The sequence below is a fragment of the Simplicispira hankyongi genome (genome assembly GCF_003570885.1).
Lineage (GTDB): Bacteria > Pseudomonadota > Gammaproteobacteria > Burkholderiales > Burkholderiaceae_C > Simplicispira > Simplicispira hankyongi.
In genome coordinates this window covers 149,225-166,686 of record NZ_QXJC01000007.1, presented here as the reverse complement: position 1 = coordinate 166,686, position 17,462 = coordinate 149,225, and the positions used below count along the sequence as shown (strand labels likewise).

Below are 17,462 nucleotides of genomic sequence, written 5' to 3'. Positions count from 1 at the left end.
CCTGCAGTACCGTCAGATCACTTTAGTTTTGATAGCTGCTAACGCTTACTGGGTAAGCGCTAGCAGCTATTTTTAACTAGATTTTAGACCAGCAGCGCATTCACCCGACGCACGTAGGCCGCCGGATCGTCCGGCAAGCCGCCTTCGGCCAGCAGCGCCTGGTCGAACAGAATGTTCGCCAGGTCGTTGAAGTGCACGCTGCCGTCGAGCTTCTTCACCAGCGGGTGCTCGGGGTTCACTTCCAGCACAGGCTTGGATTGGGGCGCCTGCTGGCCGGCCTGCTTGAGCATCCGGGCAAGTTGCGTGCTCATGCCGTCGTCCTGCACCACCAGGCAGGCGGGTGAATCGACCAGGCGCGAGGTGACGCGCACGTCTTCGGCCTTGTCCTTGAGCGCTTCCTTGAGCTTGGCCAGCAGCGGCTTGAAGGCCTCGGCGGCTTCTTCAGTGGCCTTCTTTTCAGCCTCGTCCTGCAGCTTGCCCAGATCGACCGCACCCTTGGCCACGCTTTGCAGTGGCGTGCCGTCGAAGTCCTGCAGGTAGTTCAGTGCCCACTCGTCGACCCGGTCGGTCATGAGCAGCACTTCGATGCCCTTCTTCTTGAAAACTTCGAGCTGCGGGCTGTTCTTGGCGGCGGCCAGGGTGTCGGCGGTGATGTAGTAGATGGCCTCCTGGCCTTCCTTCATGCGCGCCTTGTAGTCGGCGAACGAAACGCTGGCCGTGTCGCTTGACGTGGAGGCAAAGCGCAGCAGCTTGGCCAGGCGCTCGCGGTTGCCGAAATCTTCGCCCAGGCCTTCCTTGAGCACCGCGCCGAACTCGGCGTAGAACTGGCTGTACTTGCCTTCCTTGGCCTTGTCGTCGGCGTCGACCACATCGGTCACACCGTCGGCGTTGGCTGCGGCGTCGTGCCTGTCGTGCTTGGCCAGGTCTTCGAGCATGGAGAGCACGCGCTTGGTCGAACCTTCGCGGATGGCGCGCACGTCGCGGCTTTCCTGCAGCAGCTCGCGGCTGACGTTGAGCGGCAGGTCGCTGGAATCGATCACGCCCTTGACGAAGCGCAGGTAGCTGGGCATCAGCGCCTCGGCGTCGTCCATGATGAAGACGCGCTTGACGTAGAGCTTGATGCCGGCCTTCTTGTCGCGGTTCCACAGGTCGAACGGGGCCTTGGCGGGGATATAGAGCAGTTGCGTGTACTCGGTGTTGCCCTCGACGCGGTTGTGCGCCCAGGTCAGCGGGGCCTCGTGGTCGTGGCTGATGGCCTTGTAGAACTCCTGGTACTGCTCGTCGGTGATGTCCTTCTTGGGGCGGGTCCACAGGGCGCTGGCCTTGTTCACGGCTTCCCATTCGCCTGTCTTGACCATGCCGCCGGGCTGGCGGCCGCCATTTTCGTCGCCGGGGGTCAGCAGCTCGCCGTCTTTCCACTCTTCCTTTTCCATCAGGATGGGCAGGCTGATGTGGTCGGAGTATTTGGCGATGACGCTCTTGAGCTTCCAGGCGTTGAGGTATTCCTCGGCGTCGGCGCGCAGGTGCAGGATGACGCTGGTGCCGCGTGCGGGCCGGTCAATTGGCTCGACCTGGAAATCGCCGCTGCCGCCGCTGACCCAGCGCACGCCTTCATTGGCGGGCAAACCGGCGCGGCGCGACTCCACGGTGATCTTGTCGGCGACGATGAAGCCCGAATAAAAACCCACGCCGAACTGGCCGATGAGCTGGGCGTCCTGCTTCTGGTCGCCCGTGAGCTTGCCCATGAAGTCCTTGGTGCCGCTCTTGGCAATGGTGCCCAGGTGGTCAATGGCCTCTTGCGCGCTCATGCCGATGCCGTTGTCGGCAATGGTGAGCGTCCTGGCGTCCTTGTCGAAAGACACGCGCACTTCCAGGTTGGGCGCGTCTTCGTACAGCGCTGGCGTGTCCAGCGCCTCGAAACGCAGCTTGTCGCAGGCGTCGGAGGCGTTGGAGATCAGCTCGCGCACGAAGATTTCGGGGTTCGAATACAGCGAGTGCGTGACCAGGTGCAGCAGCTGGGCCACTTCGGCCTGGAAGGACAGGGTTTGTTTGCTCATACGGATAGGTTGACGAAACGACAATGGAAAGAAGACGAAAGCACCGCCCCAGGACGGGCGTGGCGCTTGCAAGCCCCCATTTAGGGGCGGGCGGGGCGGGTTTCAAGCGCCGGCGGCACGCAGGGCGCAACCCGAAAGAAACTCAAATTCAATAGCTGCTAGCGCTTACTGTATAAGCCATAGAGCCATATTTGATGGTTATTTTTAACCGTCGGTGTTGATGCGCCGGACCAGCATTTGCAGCATGCCGTCGGCCTTCTCGTTGGCCACCTGGCAGGTGCCTGCGGCTGCATGCCCGCCGCCGCCAAATTCGAGCATCAGGTTGCCGACATGCGTCTTGCTGCTGCGGTCCAGAATCGACTTGCCCGCGGCCAGCACGGTGTTCTGCTTTTGCAGGCCCCACATCACGTGGATGGAGATGTTGGCCGTGGGGAACAGTGCGTAGATCATGAAGCGGTTGGTCGCCCAGATGGTCTCCTCGGGCCGCAGGTCCAGCACCACCAGGTTGCCGATCTGAATGGCGCACTGCAGGATCTGCTCCTTGGCCCTGGCCGCATGGTCGCGGTACAGCGCCACGCGCTCCTGCACGTCGGGAAGATCCAGAATCTGCTCGATCGTGTGGTCGCGGCAGTATTGGATCAGGTCCATCATCAGCGCGTAGTTGCTGATGCGGAACTCCCGGAAGCGCCCCAGGCCGGTGCGCGAATCCATCAGGTAGTTCAGCAGCACCCAGCCCTGCGGGTCGAGGATGTCGTCCCGCGAGTATTGGGCCGAGTCCGCCTGGTCCACGGCCGCCATCATCTCGTCGGTGATGTGCGGGAAAGCCGCCTTGCCGCCGTAGTGGTTGTAGACCACGCGCGCCGCCGACGGCGCATGGGCTTCGATGATGTGGTTCACGTCGCGGCGCCCCGCGTTGCGAACCGTCTCGGATTCGTGGTGGTCGAACACCAGGTGCGCGCCTGGCACATACGGCAGGTTGGTGGTGATGTCGCGCTCGGTGATGGCGATCTTGCCGTCCTGCATGTCCTTGGGGTGCACGAAGGTGATCTCGTCGATCAGGTCCAGTTCGTTGAGCAGCACGGCGCAGACCAGGCCATCGAAGTCGCTGCGCGTCACCAAGCGGTATTTTTTGTTTTCCACGTTGTCTCCTTGGGAAGGCAATGGTAGCGCCGCGCTGCTGCGTCAGGGCGTCAGCCACTGCACCAGTTGTTGCGCCACGCGCGGGTTGTCGAGCAATTGCAGGTGTCCCACGCCATACACCACCAGTTGGTGGCTCTTGGCAAACACCAGCGCATGCGCGGGCTGCTCGTGCTGACCCAGCGCGCTGGCCAATGGCACCAGGCCATCGCCCAGCAGGCGCTCGGCCAGCGGGCTGCGCTGGCGCGCCAGGGTGGCCGCCACGGCGAAGCAGGCAACGCCGTCAGGCAAAGGCAGCGGCTGGCGCTTGTCCGGGCTTCTGCGGAAGCGGTCGTGCCCCTGCCAGTCGGCGTCCTGCACATGGCCATAGCGCAGGTCGGTGATGCCGGCGCTGCGCAGTTGCCCCAAGCGGGCAAAGGGCCGGCTCCAGGGCGTGCTGCCGAGGATCGCGTCCACCCAGTTGCCAGCGCGCTCCAGCGGCGCGCCGTGGTGCGGCGTGCCCAGAAACACCAGCTTGTCCAGGCGCCCGATCCATTGCTGGCCGGCATCCGCCGCGTGCTGGCAGGCGCTGCGCATCACCAGGCCGCCCATGCTGTGCACCAGCACCGTGAATTCCTGCACCGGCACCGGCCAATCGGCCAGCAGGGTTTCGATGCGGCCGGCCAGCTCGCGTCCGTTGACGGAGGTGTGCAGGCCGGTGTTGTAGCGCACATAGACCGGCGTATAGCCCAGCTCCTTGGCCAGCAGTGCGCCATGGTCGTGGCCTGCGCGCTGCCACTGCAGGTCGTTCATGCACAGGCCATGCAGCAGCAGCAACACCTTGCCGGTCGCCTGGCCCGAGGCGCCCAGCGCCGCCAGGTCGATGGGGCGGCCCTGCTGGCGCAGCTCCATGGGCAGCGCCAGCGGGTTGCCGTCGGCGGCCAGGCGGTCGCCCATGACGCCATTGAGCGCCGCCAGCACGGCTTCGCGCTCAGGCGGGGGCGCGGCGCTGGCTTCGCTGCCGCGATCCAGAAAGGGTTCGAGCCGCAGCAGGGCGGTCTGCAGGCCCACACCCACCAGCCGCGTGACGCCGCGAATGCCCTGGTACACCAGCCCCGTGAGTCCGCGCGTTCGCCCGGAAGCCTTGCCGCCCGGCAGCCCCATGCTGTCCAGGACCGAGCGGTGCACGCCCTCGGCAATGTCGGTCACGCCAGCCGTGGCCAGCGTGGCCAGGCGGGCCACACCGCGCGCATCGGTGGCGCGCAGTTGCCGCACGGCTGCGGCGGTTGCAGCGGCGGCGCGTGCGGTCTTGCTCTTGGGGTCCTTGGGCATTGAGGAAGTCGCTGTCATGTGGGTTCCAGAAATGGACGACGGGCTGACCGCGCTCGCTTAGAAATGCTCGTTCGCAGAGAGAAAGCGCCACTGCCCCACCGGCAGCGCACCCAGCGTGATGCGGCCGATGCGGATGCGCTTCAATCCCACTACCTTCAGACCTACCTGCTCGCACATGCGGCGAATCTGGCGCTTCTTGCCTTCGGTCAGCACGAAACGCAGTTGCTCGGGGTTTTGCCAATCCACCTTGGCGGGCTTGAGCGGCTGGCCGTCCAGGCTCAGGCCGTGGCGCAGACGTTCGAGCAGCGCCTGGGGAAACACCGCCTGCACGTTGGTGCGCACCGGATCACGCTCGTCAATTTCCTGCAAGGGCTCAGCGCGCTCGCCCGAACGCCGTGCGTCTGCCCCTTCATAGACCACGCGCACCAGGTATTCCTTGTCGACGCTGGAATCCTCACCGATGAGCTGGCGCGCCACGCGACCGTCCTGCGTCAGCACCAGCAGCCCCACCGAGTCGATATCCAGCCGCCCGGCGGGCGCCAGGCCGCGCAGTTGCGGCGGCGAAAAGCGCAGGCCACTGTGGTCTTCGCGCCATTGGCTGCGCGGGTTGATGAGTGCCGCCGCCGGCTCGTGGCCGTCTTCGGCCTGGCCAGACACGTAGCCCATGGGCTTGTGCAGCAGGATGGTGACCTGCTTGTCCTGCTGGCGCTGCGCTGCGCGCTCCACCGTGATCTTGTCCTGCGCAGTGACGCGCATGCCCATCTCGGCCACGGCGCCGTTGACGTAGACCCAACCGTGCGCAATCCAGTCGTCGGCTTCGCGGCGCGAGCACACGCCCAGCTCGGCCAGGCGCTTGTTGAGCCGTGTGCTGTCGCCGGGCGAGAGCGCGCTCGCGGCCACTGCGGCCGGCTTGGCTGGTGCGCGTGCGCTGCGCTGCGCGGGTGGTGGGCGAACCGCAGCCGGCGGACGGGCCACGGGTGACGTGCGTGCCGCAGGGCGCGGCGCCGCCAGCACCGGGCGGCGCAGAAGCGGGCGGGCCGCAGCGGCTGGCGTTTGCGGCTCGGTCGGTTCACGCGGGGTGGACGGAGAGCGGGGAGGGCGGGGTTCGGCCATGGGTGCAGACAACAGAGGAACGAGCGCAACAGAGGAACGAGCGCAACAGACAAAAGCGCCACGGGCGGCGGGGGGCAGCGGGGGGTGGCCTGCCTCAAGGCGCGGCCACGAACGCTGCTCCGGGGCCGGCGTGCCAGCCAAGAAATTGCTCCGCCGGCAGGGGACGGCTGATGTGGTAGCCCTGCGCTTCGTCGCACGCCATGGCGCGCAGGCGCTCCATGAGCGCCGCATCTTCCACGCCTTCGGCCACCACAGTCAACCCCAGATTGTGCGCGAGGTCGATGGTGGAACGCACGATCTGCGCGTCGCCGCCGCCGCTTTGCATGCCGAGCACGAAGGACTTGTCGATCTTGAGCTCGTTCACCGGCAGGCGCTTCAAGTAGGCGAGCGACGAGTAGCCGGTGCCAAAGTCGTCAATCGAAAGCTTGAAACCCTGCTGCGCCAGGCGGTTGAGCATGGCTTCGGCGCGCTGCGGGTCGTCCATGATGGCGCTCTCGGTGATCTCCAGGCAAAAGCTCCCGGCGCTCACCTGGTAGCGCTCCAGGATGGCGCCCAGGCGCAAGCTCAGTTCCGGGTCCAGCAGGTCTCTCGTGGACAGGTTCACCGAGATATGAAGATCGGCCGTGCGGGCGAGCGACTGCGCCAGCAGCATCGCCACCTGCTCGAACACCCACAGGGTGAGCTGGCGCACAAACCCGGTCTGCTCGGCAAAGGGAATGAATTCCATGGGCGGCACCAGGCCGCGCTGCGGGTGCTGCCAGCGCAGCAGCGCTTCGGCGGCAGCGCCGGCGCCGCGCTGCAGCGCCACCTTGGGCTGCAGGTACAGGCGCAACTCGCCCTGCTCGACCGCACGCCGCAGGTCCCCCAGCAGCGAGAGGGTCTGGGCGCTCGACGAATCAAGCGCCGGGTCGTACAACAAGGCCACGGCAAGGCGCTTCTTGGCGCCATACATGGCGATCTCGGCGCGGTTGATCAGCATGTCGGCATCCACGGCGTGGTCTGGCCACAGGGCAATGCCCATGCTGGCGCTTAAATCCACCGTCTGGTCGTCGAAATGAAGGGGCGTCTCGAAGGCACGCGCGATGCGCTCGGCAATCTGCAGCGCCGCCTGCGCGTCGGTGACATGCAGCAGCAGTGCGAACTCGTTGCCGCCATGGCGCGCCAGCATGTCCCCCGGCTCTCCCACCATGGGCTGCAGGCGGCCCGCCACCGCCTGCAGCAGCCGATCGCCAAAGGCGTAGCCGAGCACGTCGTTGACGTGCTTGAAACGGTCAAGGTCAAGCACCAGCACGGCAAGGCGGTGGCCGAGCACGGGGTCGGTCCGCAAGGCGTCCATCACCGCACCGCGAAAGCGCTCCCGGTTGGGCACGCCGGTAAGGCGGTCGCGGTAGGCGAGATCGCGGATTTCACTTTGCTGGCGCGCAATGTCCAGGCGCATGTGGTCGAAGGAACGCGCCAGGTCGCCCACCTCGTCGTTGCGCCCGGTGTGTTCCATGGGCACGCTGTAGTTGCCCTTGGAAAGCAAGCGCGTGGCAACCAGCAACGCGCGCAGCGGCGTGGTCACGCGCCGGGCCATGGCGCTGCTGCCCAGCGCAAACAGCAGCAGGCCGGCGGCGGTGATGACGGCCAGCAACCACTGCAGTTGGCGGTAGGGTGCGACCAGCTCGTCGACCGAGCGCAGCAGCAGCGCTTCAGACGGCGCGCCCAGGTGCGAGAGCGCGCTGCGGCGTACCAGCAGCGTGCCCCGCTGCGTTTCGATTTCCCCGACCCCGCTGCCGGCTGCGCGCAAGGTCTTCAGCGAAGCTTCTGGCAGCGTACTGACAGGCACGGAAAAGCCGCCTTTTCCATCGGCCACTCGCACCGCCACATCCACTGCCAGCAACTGGCGCATTTCTTCGGCCAGCGGCTGGCCCACGGGAAACCCCATCAACACCCAGCCGATGACCAGCGGAGCGCGCAGCGGCACCATGACGAACTGGTGCGGCAGGCCATTGACCACCGCGATCTGACTGCCCGCTGGCTCTGCCGCCAGCGCCGGTACCACCTGCGCGAGCGTGGCGGACAATTGCTTCATACCGCCGCCCGGGCTGCTGATGGCGCGCACCGCGAGACGGGTGTCGAGCAAAGCGGTCACGGCGGCGCCAATGCGCGCGCCATGGTTCTCCAGCGCCGACTCGATGGTCTGGGTATCCCCCGAGCTGACGGCCGAGCGAAAGCCGTAGTCCGCCGCCAGCAGGGCCGATCCCTGGCGCAGCCGCTCGGCCTTTTGCTCCAGCAGCCGCTGCCAGACACGCCCATCGGTATCGAGCTCCCGGGCAATCTGTGCCCGTGCGTTGCGCTCAATGCTGGCGCGCACCACGGCGAACCCGGCGAGCTGCACGGCCAGCAGCAGGAGCAGGGACATACCGACCAGCCGCGCAACCAGGCTGTGGCGCAGACCGCGCAGCGTCAAGGGGCCAGCCCAGTCAAGGTGACCTCGGCGCTGAGCGCTGCCGAGCCCACCACCAGCGGCTGCGCCAAGGCTGCAGCGCCCACCGGCAAACCGGGATGCCAAGTGCGCAACTGGTAGGTGCCCGGGGGTACGTCGCCGAGCACAGCCTGGCCTGCAGGCTGTCCAGGCATGCCGCTCTGGGCGAAGTACGGCGTATCGACCACCAGAATCCAGCCGACCATCTGATCGTGGATGTTGCAGCCCAGCACCACCACGCCAGGCCGGTCGAAAAGCACCGGGTTCGCCGGAGTTCCCTTGTAGAGCTTGAGCTCGAACTTCTTCGCTGGCGAGAACGAGTACACGTGGTGGCGCACGGCGTCGCGGTTGGGAAAATGCACCTCGGTCCCCGTGGTGACCACCAGCACGCCCGGGACGAACTGCTTTTTCTCCTGCGCCATTTCAATGCCCTGCAGCGGCCGGGCCGCACGCTGCGCCTCGGTCGATTCAAGAAACACCACGGCGCCAGAGACCGGCTGGCCCGCACCGTCGCGCACGTCCACCTGAACGCTGGCGCACCAGCCTACCGCCGCCGATAGTCCGAACGCCAACGCCAGGGCGCGCGGGGCCACCCGTGTATGAAAACCTGCATGCATGACACGGTTTGTAGCACACCCCACGGGGCTCCACGCCGTCATGATTACTATTATTACTATAGCTATAAGCGCTTATTGTATATGCCCTATTGGCCATTTTCATCAATTTTTTCAGCGCTCACACTGCCTCCAGGCACCGCAAATCGCCGACCCGGCGTGGGTGCTTAGCCGCCCTCGGCAAGGGTGAAGCGCAAGGCCTCCAGGTCCAGCACGCGCAGCCCTCCATATTCGACCCGGATGGCGCCCTGCGCCTGCAGCGCTGCCAGTGCCTCGTTCACCCGCTGGCGCGAGAGTCCGACCAGGTACGCCAGTTCCTGCTGCGTAATGCGCAGCACTTGGCCAACACCGGGATACAGCACGGGATTGAAAAGGGCCGCCAGGCTGCGCGCCACACGCGCATTCAAATTGCCCAAACGGTCGATTTCGCGCGCCGCAATGAACTGGCCCAGCCGCTCGTTGAGCTGGTGCATGACGAAGCGGTTGAAGCCTATGGAATGGTCCAGCAGCCAGTGGAAGGTGTCGATGGGCAGCCCCGCCACCGTGCTCTTGCGCAGCGCCTGGACGTTGTACCGGTAGGGCTCGCGCTTGATGGCGGTGCCCTCGCCAAACCAGCCGCCAGGCGGCAGTCCGGCAAAGGTCACGGTGCTTCCATCTGCGTTGTCGTTGCTCATTTTGAGCAGGCCTTCCACCACGCCGAACCAGTAAGTCACGTTGCGCCCGTTGCGGCAGACATGGTCGCCAGGCAGCGCATCGCCCACCAGCAGCGCCGCCACCGCGCGCTCGCGCTCCTCAGGGGACAGCAGTTGCAGCCAGGGAATGCCCGCGAGTTCCTCGCGAGTCGGCAGGCGGCGGCGGTGGTGGAGCGAAAGATCGTGGTTCATGGAGAGCGGCTGGGGAATACCACGAGGCCAATTGTCGGGAAAACGACAGTTCAGCGACAGGGTATGGCGCCATGATGGCGCAACTGGCGCACTGCCGCCACCCTTCCACTTTTTCTGCCATGACCCAAGCCCCTCCAGCGACTTCTTCCGCCGCCCGCCGAATGGCAACTGGTTTGCCGCGCCGTCGCCTGTTGGCAGGCGCCTTGGCCCTGCCCTGGCTGGGCCTGCCGGTTGCCCAGGCCCAGGAGGGAAGCCTCAAGCTGTGCCAATCCACCGCGCTGACCGGGCCGCTGGGCGACCTTGGGTCGGCCATGCACCTGGGCGCGCAAGCCGCCTTTGCCGCGGCCAACACACGCGGCGGCGTGAACGGGCGCAAGATTGAATTGGTCACGCTGGACGATGGTTACGAAATCCCCCGTTCGCTGGCCAATATCGACAAATTTCTTGCCGACCCCGCGTGTTTTGCGCTGTTCAACTGCATGGGCACGCCCATGGTCGGCGCGATGATGCCCAAGGTGATCGAATCGGGTATCCCGTTTTTTGCGCCGTTCACTGGTGGCCAGGTCAGCCACGTGGCCGGTGCGCGCAATGTCTTCAACATCCGCGCCAGCTACGCCGACGAGGCCGAAAAGGCCGTACAGCACCTGGCCACACTGGGCATCAAGCGCATTGGCATTGCCTGGCAGAACAACGCTTTCGGCAAGGAAGTGCTGGCCGGCGTGCAGCGGGCCGTGGCGGCAGCCAAACTGCCCAGCCCCCAGGCGGCCACCGTGGAAAACGATGCCTCAGACGCGGCAGCGGCCGCACGCACGCTCTCGGAAGGCAACCCGGAAGCGGTGCTCCTGGGTCTGGCAGGCAAGCCGGCACTGGAATTCGCCAAAGCCTTCCACCCGCTGCGCCGGGGCGTCACCATGTACGCCCTCTCCGTGCTGGGCACCTCCGCCAACATCAAAGCGCTAGGGGATAACGCACGCGGCATGGCGATCTCCCAGGTCGTGCCGCTGCCGGGCAACGCCGTGGTACCCGTGGTACGCGATTTCCAGCAGGCTTGGAAAGCCATAGGCGCGACGGCAGAGCCTTCGCACCTGGCCTTGGAGGGCTACATCAACGCCCGCGTGTTTCTCGAGGCGCTGCAGCGCACGGGGCGCAACCCGACGCGCACAGCGTTCATCGACGCGACCTGGACGCTGCGCAAACTCGACCTGGGTGGCTTCGACATCAACGCCACGGCGCCCGAGAACAGCGCCTCGCACTTCGTGGAACTGACGCTGGTGGGGCCGGGAGGACGCTTCATTCGTTGAGGGGCATGTAATCCGTGCACGGCAAAGGCCACCGGTTTTGGCTGCCCTGCACACGCGTACGGGTTTAACCCCATGAGTGTTTTCCCGGTAATTGTCGTCAAAAAGACAAAAAAGCGTCAAAGCGAGTCCTAACATTCCTTTCCATAGCGCGCTGCAAATGCAGTCGACGCCCGTGCACTCCCCCATGCGCACACCGAACAAGGACCACCATGAACCGCACGTTTCCGCAATTGCTACTCCAGCACGCCGCTGAGCGCGCCGACGCACCTGCGCTGCGCGAAAAGGAATACGGTATCTGGCAAACGCACTCCTGGTCCCAATTGGCCAGACTGGTGGAAAAAGTGGCGGCCGGCCTGCAGCAGGCGGGTCTGCAGCGCGGCGAGCACATGGTGGTCATCGGCTCGAACCGGCCGCGCCTCTACGCCACCATGCTGGCAATTCAGACCGTGGGCGCCATTCCTGTGCCGCTGTACCAGGATGCCGTGGCCGCCGAATGCATTTTCCCGCTGACCAACGCTGAAGTGCGTTTTGCCATGGTCGAAGACCAGGAGCAGGTTGACAAGCTGCTGGAAATTCGCGACCGCTGCCCGCTGCTGACCCGCATCTGGTTCGACGACCCGCGCGGCCTGCGCAAGTACAGCGAAGACGGCCTGCAGGACATTGAAGCGCTGATGGCTGCAGGCGCGCAGTTTGCCGCAGCGCACCCGGCGTGGTTCCGCGAGACGGTCGCCAAAGCGAGCCCCGAAGAGGTGGCCGCCATGTTCTTCACCTCTGGGACGACAGGCAACCCCAAGGGCGTGGTGCACACGCACGCCACCTTGCTCGACCGCGCCTCGGCCGGCGCCGAGTTCGACAAGCTCACGAGCAGCGAGGAGGTGCTGGCCTACCTGCCGCCGGCCTGGATTGGCCAGAACATCTTCAGCTACGCGCAGTGGCTGGCCTGTGGCTACGTGGTGAACTGCCCGGAGTCGGCCAGCACCGTCTCCATCGACCTGAAGGAGGTTGGGCCCACGTACTACTTTGCACCGCCGCGTATTTTTGAAGGTTTGCTGACCAGCGTGACGATTCGCATGGAGGACGCAGGCCTCATCAAGCGCAAGATGTTTGCCGCCTGCATGGCACTGGCGCAACGCGTAGGGCCGGCCTTGATGGACGGCCAACCCGTGGGGGCCTGGGACCGCCTGAAGTACGCGCTGGGCAACCTGCTGGTCTACGGGCCACTGCGCAACAACCTGGGTTTCTCACGCGTACGCGTGGCCTACACCGCAGGCGAAGCCATCGGCCCCGATCTGTTCAGTTTCTATCGCTCCATTGGCATCAACCTCAAACAGCTCTACGGCTCCACCGAGACCGCCGTGTTCGTCTGCCTGCAACCCGACAACCAGGCCCGGGCCGACACCGTGGGGGTGCCGATTCGCGGCGTCGAGATCAAGGTGGCCGACAACGGTGAAATCCTGGTCAAGTCGGCCGGCCTGCTCAAGGGGTACTACAAGAACCCCGAAGCCACGGCCGAGGTACTCACGGCAGACGGCTGGTACCACACCAGCGACGCCGGTTTTCTCGATGCGCATGGGCATCTGAAGATCATCGACCGCGTGAAAGATGTCGGCCGCATCCAGGGCGGCGCCAACGACGGCGCCATGTTCGCGCCCAAGTACGTGGAGAACAAGCTCAAGTTTTTCCCCCACATCAAGGAAGTGGTGGCCCTGGGCGACCGGCGCGAAAAGGTGTGCGTGATGGTCAATATCGACTTCGACGCGGTGGGCAACTGGGCCGAGCGGCGCAACCTCCCGTACGCCGGCTATACCGATCTGGCGCAGAAACCCGAGGTGTACGAACTGATCAAGGGGTGCGTGGAAAAGGTCAATGCCGACCTGGCCACCGACACCTTGCTCGCCGGTAGCCAGGTCAGCCGCTTCCTTGTCCTGCACAAGGAGCTCGATGCCGACGACGGCGAGCTGACCCGCACCAACAAGGTCCGCCGCGGCTTCATCGCCGAGAAGTACGGCGTGCTCGTCGATGCCCTCTATTCCGGCAAGAGCGAGCAATACATTGAAACCCAGGTCAAGTTCGAGGATGGCCGCACGGGCAGCGTCAGCGCCACGCTCAAGATCTCGGACACCAAAACATTCGCCCCGGTGAAAACAGCCGCCTGAGACCGCAACCATGAACCACAAGAAGATCGGCGATGTCGTGCTGGATGTGAACAACATCAGCCTGCGCTTTGGCGGCGTCAACGCGCTGACCGACATTTCCTTCGACGTGCGCGAGCACGAGATCCGCTCCATCATCGGGCCCAACGGCGCCGGCAAGAGCTCGATGCTCAACTGCATCAATGGCGTCTACACGCCGCAGCAAGGCTCCATCACCTTTCGCGGCCAGACCTTCTCACACATGAATTCGCGCCAGGTGGCCGAGATGGGCATTGGCCGCACCTTCCAGAACCTGGCGCTGTTCAAGGGCATGAGCGTGATCGACAACATCATGACCGGCCGCAATCTCAAGATCAAAAGCAACATCCTGATGCAGGCATTGCGCATCGGGCCTGCCGAGCGCGAGGAAATCGCCCACCGTGAGTTCGTCGAACACATCATCGACTTCCTGGAAATCCAGGCACATCGCAAAACCCCGGTGGGCCAGCTCCCCTACGGCCTGCAAAAACGCGTGGACCTGGGCCGGGCGCTCGCCATGGAGCCGCAGGTGCTGCTGCTCGACGAGCCCATGGCCGGCATGAATGTGGAAGAAAAGCAGGACATGTGCCGCTTCGTCCTTGACGTGAACGACGAGTTCGGCACGACCATCGTGCTCATCGAGCACGACATGGGCGTGGTGATGGACATCTCCGACCGCGTCGTGGTGCTTGACTATGGCAAGAAGATCGGCGACGGCGAGCCCGAAGCCGTGCGCAACAGCGAAGACGTCATTGCCGCCTACCTCGGCACCAGCCACTAACGACAAGACGCGCCGGAGCACTTACCACCATGGCATTTTTTCTCGAAACCCTGATCGGCGGCCTGATGGCAGGCATGCTGTATTCACTCGTCGCGCTCGGCTTTGTGCTCATCTACAAGGCCTCCGGCGTGTTCAACTTTGCCCAAGGCGCCATGGTGCTGTTTGCCGCCCTGGCCATGGCGCGTTTTGCCGAATGGTTCCCCGGCTGGACGGGTATTGCCAACCCGGTGCTGGCCAATATTGCGGCCTTCGTCTTCGCCGGTGTGCTGATGTTCATCGTCGCCTGGCTGGTCGAGCGCCTGGTGCTGCGCCACCTGGTCAACCAGGAGGGCGCCACGCTGCTCATGGCAACGCTGGGCATCGCCTACTTCCTCGAAGGCCTGGGCCAAAGCATGTTTGGCAGCGACATCTACCCCATCGAGATCGGCATGCCCAAGGACCCGGTGTTCCTGTTCGACAAGGTGTTTCCTGGCGGCATTCTGGTGAACCAGGAGGATGTCATCGCCGCAGGCATCGCCGCAGCGCTGGTCATTGCGCTAACCGTCTTCTTCCAGAAAACCAAGACAGGCCGTGCGCTGCGCGCGGTCGCCGACGACCACCAGGCAGCGCAATCCATCGGCATTCCGCTGGGCCGCATCTGGGTCATTGTGTGGTGCGTGGCGGGTGCCGTGGCGCTCGTCGCCGGAATGATCTGGGGCTCCAAGCTGGGCGTGCAGTTCTCGCTCACCACGATTGCCCTGCGCGCGTTGCCCGTCGTCATTCTTGGAGGCCTGACCTCGGTGCCCGGCGCCATCATCGGCGGCCTGATCATTGGCGTGGGCGAAAAGCTCTCGGAGGTGTATCTGGGCCCGTACGTGGGCGGTGGCATTGAAATCTGGTTTGCCTACGTACTCGCCCTGGTGTTCCTGCTGTTCCGGCCGCAGGGGCTCTTCGGAGAAAAGATCATCGATCGCGTATGAAGTACGCGATCAAGCCGAAGGCTTCTTCGCCGCAGGCGAAGGATGAGCTTTCAGCGAAGACTAACTTTGCAAAGCAAAGTTAAGCGAAGCGTGTCGTAGCTAAAAGATTATTGAGAGAACCACCATGCTCTACCGCGAAAACGGCCAGTTCAAGACCAGCTACCGCTCCGACCAGCAGATTTTCCCGATTGCACAGGATCGCATCGCCATCGGCCTGCTGCTGGCGGTCGCCTTCGTTGGCGTGCCGCTGTTTGCCAGCGAGTACCTCTACACCTCCATCCTGATCCCGTTCGTCATCATGTCGCTCGCTGCGCTGGGCGTGAACGTGCTGGTGGGCTACTGCGGCCAGATCTCGCTGGGGTCGGCCGCCTTCATGGCGGTGGGGGCGTATGGCGCCTACAACTTCTACGCGCGCATCCCGGGGCTGCCGCTGATTCCCACGCTCATTCTGGGCGGCCTGTGCGCCATGTTCTTCGGCATCCTCTTTGGCCTGCCGAGTCTGCGTGTGAAGGGCCTGTACCTGGCGGTGGCGACGCTGGCCGCGCAGTTCTTCAGCGACTGGATGTTCCTGCGCATCCAGTGGTTCACCAACGATTCGCCTTCGGGCTCAGTCTCCGTCAACAACCTCAAAGTGCTCGGCATGGCGCTCGATTCGCCCATGGCCCGCTACCTGTTCTGCCTGTCACTGCTGGCGGTGATTGCCCTGCTGGTCAAGAACCTGGTGCGCGGTGCCATTGGCCGCGAATGGATGGCGATCCGCGACATGGATGTGGCCGCCGCCGTGATCGGCATTCGCCCCATGTACGCCAAGCTCAGCGCTTTTGCCGTCAGCTCCTTCATCATCGGCATGGCCGGGGCGCTGTGGGGCTTCATTCACCTGGGGTCCTGGGAGCCGGCAGCGTTCTCGGTCGAGCTGTCGTTCCGGTTGCTGTTCATGGTGATCATTGGCGGCCTGGGCTCCGTCATGGGCAGCTTCTTTGGCGCGGCCTTCATCGTCATCCTGCCGATTGCGCTCAGTCGCCTGCTGCCTACGCTGGGCGATCTGGTGGGTATCGAGTTGTCGACCGCGACGGTCTCGCACGTCGAACTCATGACCTTTGGCGGCCTGATCGTCTGGTTCCTGATCGTCGAGCCCCATGGTCTGGCCAAACTGTGGTCCATGGGCAAGCAAAAGCTCCGGCTCTGGCCGTTCCCGCATTGATTCCCCCCGTGCTTCAACACTTTCATTAAAGGAGACATCCATGAAGCTATCGAAACTCTTGATCACCGCCACCGTGGTGGCCGCTGGGGCAGCGACGCTGTCCACCAGCGCATTCGCGCAAGCGAAGGAGCAGTTCTTCCCGCTGCTCTCCTACCGCACCGGCCCCTACGCACCCAACGGCACGCCCTGGGCCAACGGCAAGCAGGATTACCTGAAGATGATCAACGCCCGCGACGGCGGCATCAACGGCGTCAAGCTCACCTTCGAGGAATGCGAAACCGGCTACGCCACCGACCGCGGCGTCGAGTGCTACGAACGCCTCAAGGTCCATCCCGGCGTCAGCCTGATCGACCCGCAATCGACTGGCATCACCTTTGCGCTGACGGAAAAGGCCCCTGCCGACAAGATTCCGCTGCTGACCGTGGGCTACGGTCTGTCGATGTCCGCAGACGGCATGGCGTTCAAGTGGAACTTCGAAATGATGGGCAGCTACTGGACGGGCGCCGACATCATCCTGCAATCCATCGGCAAGTCGCTCGGCGGGATGGACAAGCTCAAGGGCAAGAAAATCGCCCTCGTGTACCACGACAGCCCGTTCGGCAAGGAGCCCATTCCTCTGCTCGAAGAGCGAGCCAAGATGCACGGTTTCAACCTGCAGTTGCTCCCTGTGACCGCCCCTGGCGTGGAGCAAAAAGCCACCTGGCTGCAAGTGCGCCAGAGCCGTCCTGACTACGTGCTGCTGTGGGGCTGGGGCGTGATGAACTCCACCGCGCTCAAGGAAGCGCAGGCCACGGGCTATCCGCGCGACAAGATGTACGGCGTCTGGTGGGCCGGTGCCGAGCCTGACGTGCGCGACGTCGGCATGGGCGCCAAGGGCTACCACGCCCTCGCCCTCAACGGCTCGGGCAAAGACCAGAAGGTCATCCAGGACATCATGAAGTACGTGCAGGACAAGGGCCAGGGCACGGGCCCCAAGGACGAAGTCGGCTCGGTGCTGTACACCCGCGGCGTGATGATCCAGATGCTCGGCGTGGAAGCCGTGCGCCGTGCGCAAGAGCGTTTTGGCAAGGGCAAGGTCATGACCAGCGAGCAGGTGCGCTGGGGGCTTGAGAACCTCAACCTCGACCAGAAGAAGATTGATGCCATGGGCTTTGGCGGCATCATGCGGCCGGTATCGACCAGCTGCGCCGACCACATGGGTTCGAGCTGGGCCCGCATCCAGACCTGGGACGGCGCCAAGTGGAACATCGCGCCCGAGTGGTACCAGGCCGACGAGCAGATCTTGAAGCCCATGGTCAAGGCCGCTGGCGACAAGTACCTGGCCGACAAGAAAATGCAGCGCCGTGAAGCGGCGGATTGCAATTCTTGATTAGGAGCAACCCCCTGAGGCGCTGCGCGCCTTCCCCCTTCTCTTGCAGCGCTGCGCGCTGCGGAAGGGGGACGCTCCCGGTGCTGCGGGGCGGCCC

Annotated in this window: 13 protein-coding genes; 6 read left to right on the top strand and 7 right to left on the bottom strand. The window is 64.6% G+C overall.

Features of this window, described 5'->3' with window-relative positions:
• Positions 1-83: 83 nt before the first annotated feature.
• From htpG to D3F03_RS14350, 7 genes are all read right to left on the bottom strand, one after another.
• The gene (htpG, locus tag D3F03_RS14380; RefSeq protein WP_119110110.1) at positions 84-2,057 is read right to left on the bottom strand and encodes a molecular chaperone HtpG; all 1,974 of its coding nucleotides are present in this window, start codon (positions 2,055-2,057) and stop codon (positions 84-86) included.
• A gap of 204 nt (positions 2,058-2,261) precedes the next feature.
• Complete coding sequence (locus D3F03_RS14375; RefSeq protein WP_119110109.1) at positions 2,262-3,197, bottom strand: exopolyphosphatase; 936 nt, start codon at positions 3,195-3,197, stop codon at positions 2,262-2,264.
• A 42-nt stretch (positions 3,198-3,239) separates the two neighbouring features.
• The gene (locus D3F03_RS14370; protein ID WP_245960634.1) at positions 3,240-4,523 is read right to left on the bottom strand and encodes a lipase family alpha/beta hydrolase; all 1,284 of its coding nucleotides are present in this window, start codon (positions 4,521-4,523) and stop codon (positions 3,240-3,242) included.
• Between the two features lie 39 nt (positions 4,524-4,562).
• Entirely contained in the window at positions 4,563-5,618 is a 1,056-nt protein-coding gene (locus D3F03_RS14365) for a pseudouridine synthase (protein WP_342769327.1), read from the bottom strand.
• Between the two features lie 94 nt (positions 5,619-5,712).
• A complete protein-coding gene (locus D3F03_RS14360) occupies positions 5,713-8,070 on the bottom strand; it encodes a putative bifunctional diguanylate cyclase/phosphodiesterase (protein WP_199665478.1) in 2,358 nt (785 codons plus the stop codon).
• Positions 8,067-8,702, bottom strand: coding sequence for a methylamine utilization protein (locus D3F03_RS14355; RefSeq protein WP_119110107.1), 636 nt, complete (start codon positions 8,700-8,702; stop codon positions 8,067-8,069). The genes D3F03_RS14360 and D3F03_RS14355 overlap by 4 nt, the downstream gene beginning before the upstream one ends.
• 164 nt (positions 8,703-8,866) lie before the next feature.
• Complete coding sequence (locus D3F03_RS14350) at positions 8,867-9,583, bottom strand: Crp/Fnr family transcriptional regulator (RefSeq protein ID WP_119110106.1); 717 nt, start codon at positions 9,581-9,583, stop codon at positions 8,867-8,869.
• Positions 9,584-9,702: 119 nt separating this feature from the next.
• On the opposite strand from D3F03_RS14350, the gene D3F03_RS14345 reads away from it, so the two are divergent.
• The 6 genes from D3F03_RS14345 to D3F03_RS14320 all read left to right on the top strand — a co-directional run bounded on the left by D3F03_RS14345 (position 9,703) and on the right by D3F03_RS14320 (position 17,365).
• Positions 9,703-10,884, top strand: a complete 1,182-nt coding sequence (locus tag D3F03_RS14345) for an ABC transporter substrate-binding protein (RefSeq protein WP_199665477.1) — start codon at positions 9,703-9,705, stop codon at positions 10,882-10,884.
• Positions 10,885-11,093: 209 nt separating this feature from the next.
• A complete protein-coding gene (locus D3F03_RS14340) occupies positions 11,094-13,040 on the top strand; it encodes an AMP-dependent synthetase/ligase (protein ID WP_119110104.1) in 1,947 nt (648 codons plus the stop codon).
• Between the two features lie 10 nt (positions 13,041-13,050).
• Positions 13,051-13,836, top strand: a complete 786-nt coding sequence (locus tag D3F03_RS14335) for an ABC transporter ATP-binding protein (protein ID WP_119110103.1) — start codon at positions 13,051-13,053, stop codon at positions 13,834-13,836.
• 29 nt (positions 13,837-13,865) lie between these two features.
• Positions 13,866-14,795, top strand: a complete 930-nt coding sequence (locus D3F03_RS14330; RefSeq protein WP_119110102.1) for a branched-chain amino acid ABC transporter permease — start codon at positions 13,866-13,868, stop codon at positions 14,793-14,795.
• Between the two features lie 124 nt (positions 14,796-14,919).
• Entirely contained in the window at positions 14,920-15,996 is a 1,077-nt protein-coding gene (locus D3F03_RS14325; protein ID WP_119110101.1) for a branched-chain amino acid ABC transporter permease, read from the top strand.
• A gap of 40 nt (positions 15,997-16,036) precedes the next feature.
• Positions 16,037-17,365 carry an ABC transporter substrate-binding protein gene (locus tag D3F03_RS14320; RefSeq protein ID WP_119110100.1) on the top strand — a complete coding sequence of 443 codons (1,329 nt, stop codon included), beginning with the start codon at positions 16,037-16,039 and terminating at the stop codon, positions 17,363-17,365.
• Positions 17,366-17,462 lie beyond the last annotated feature (97 nt).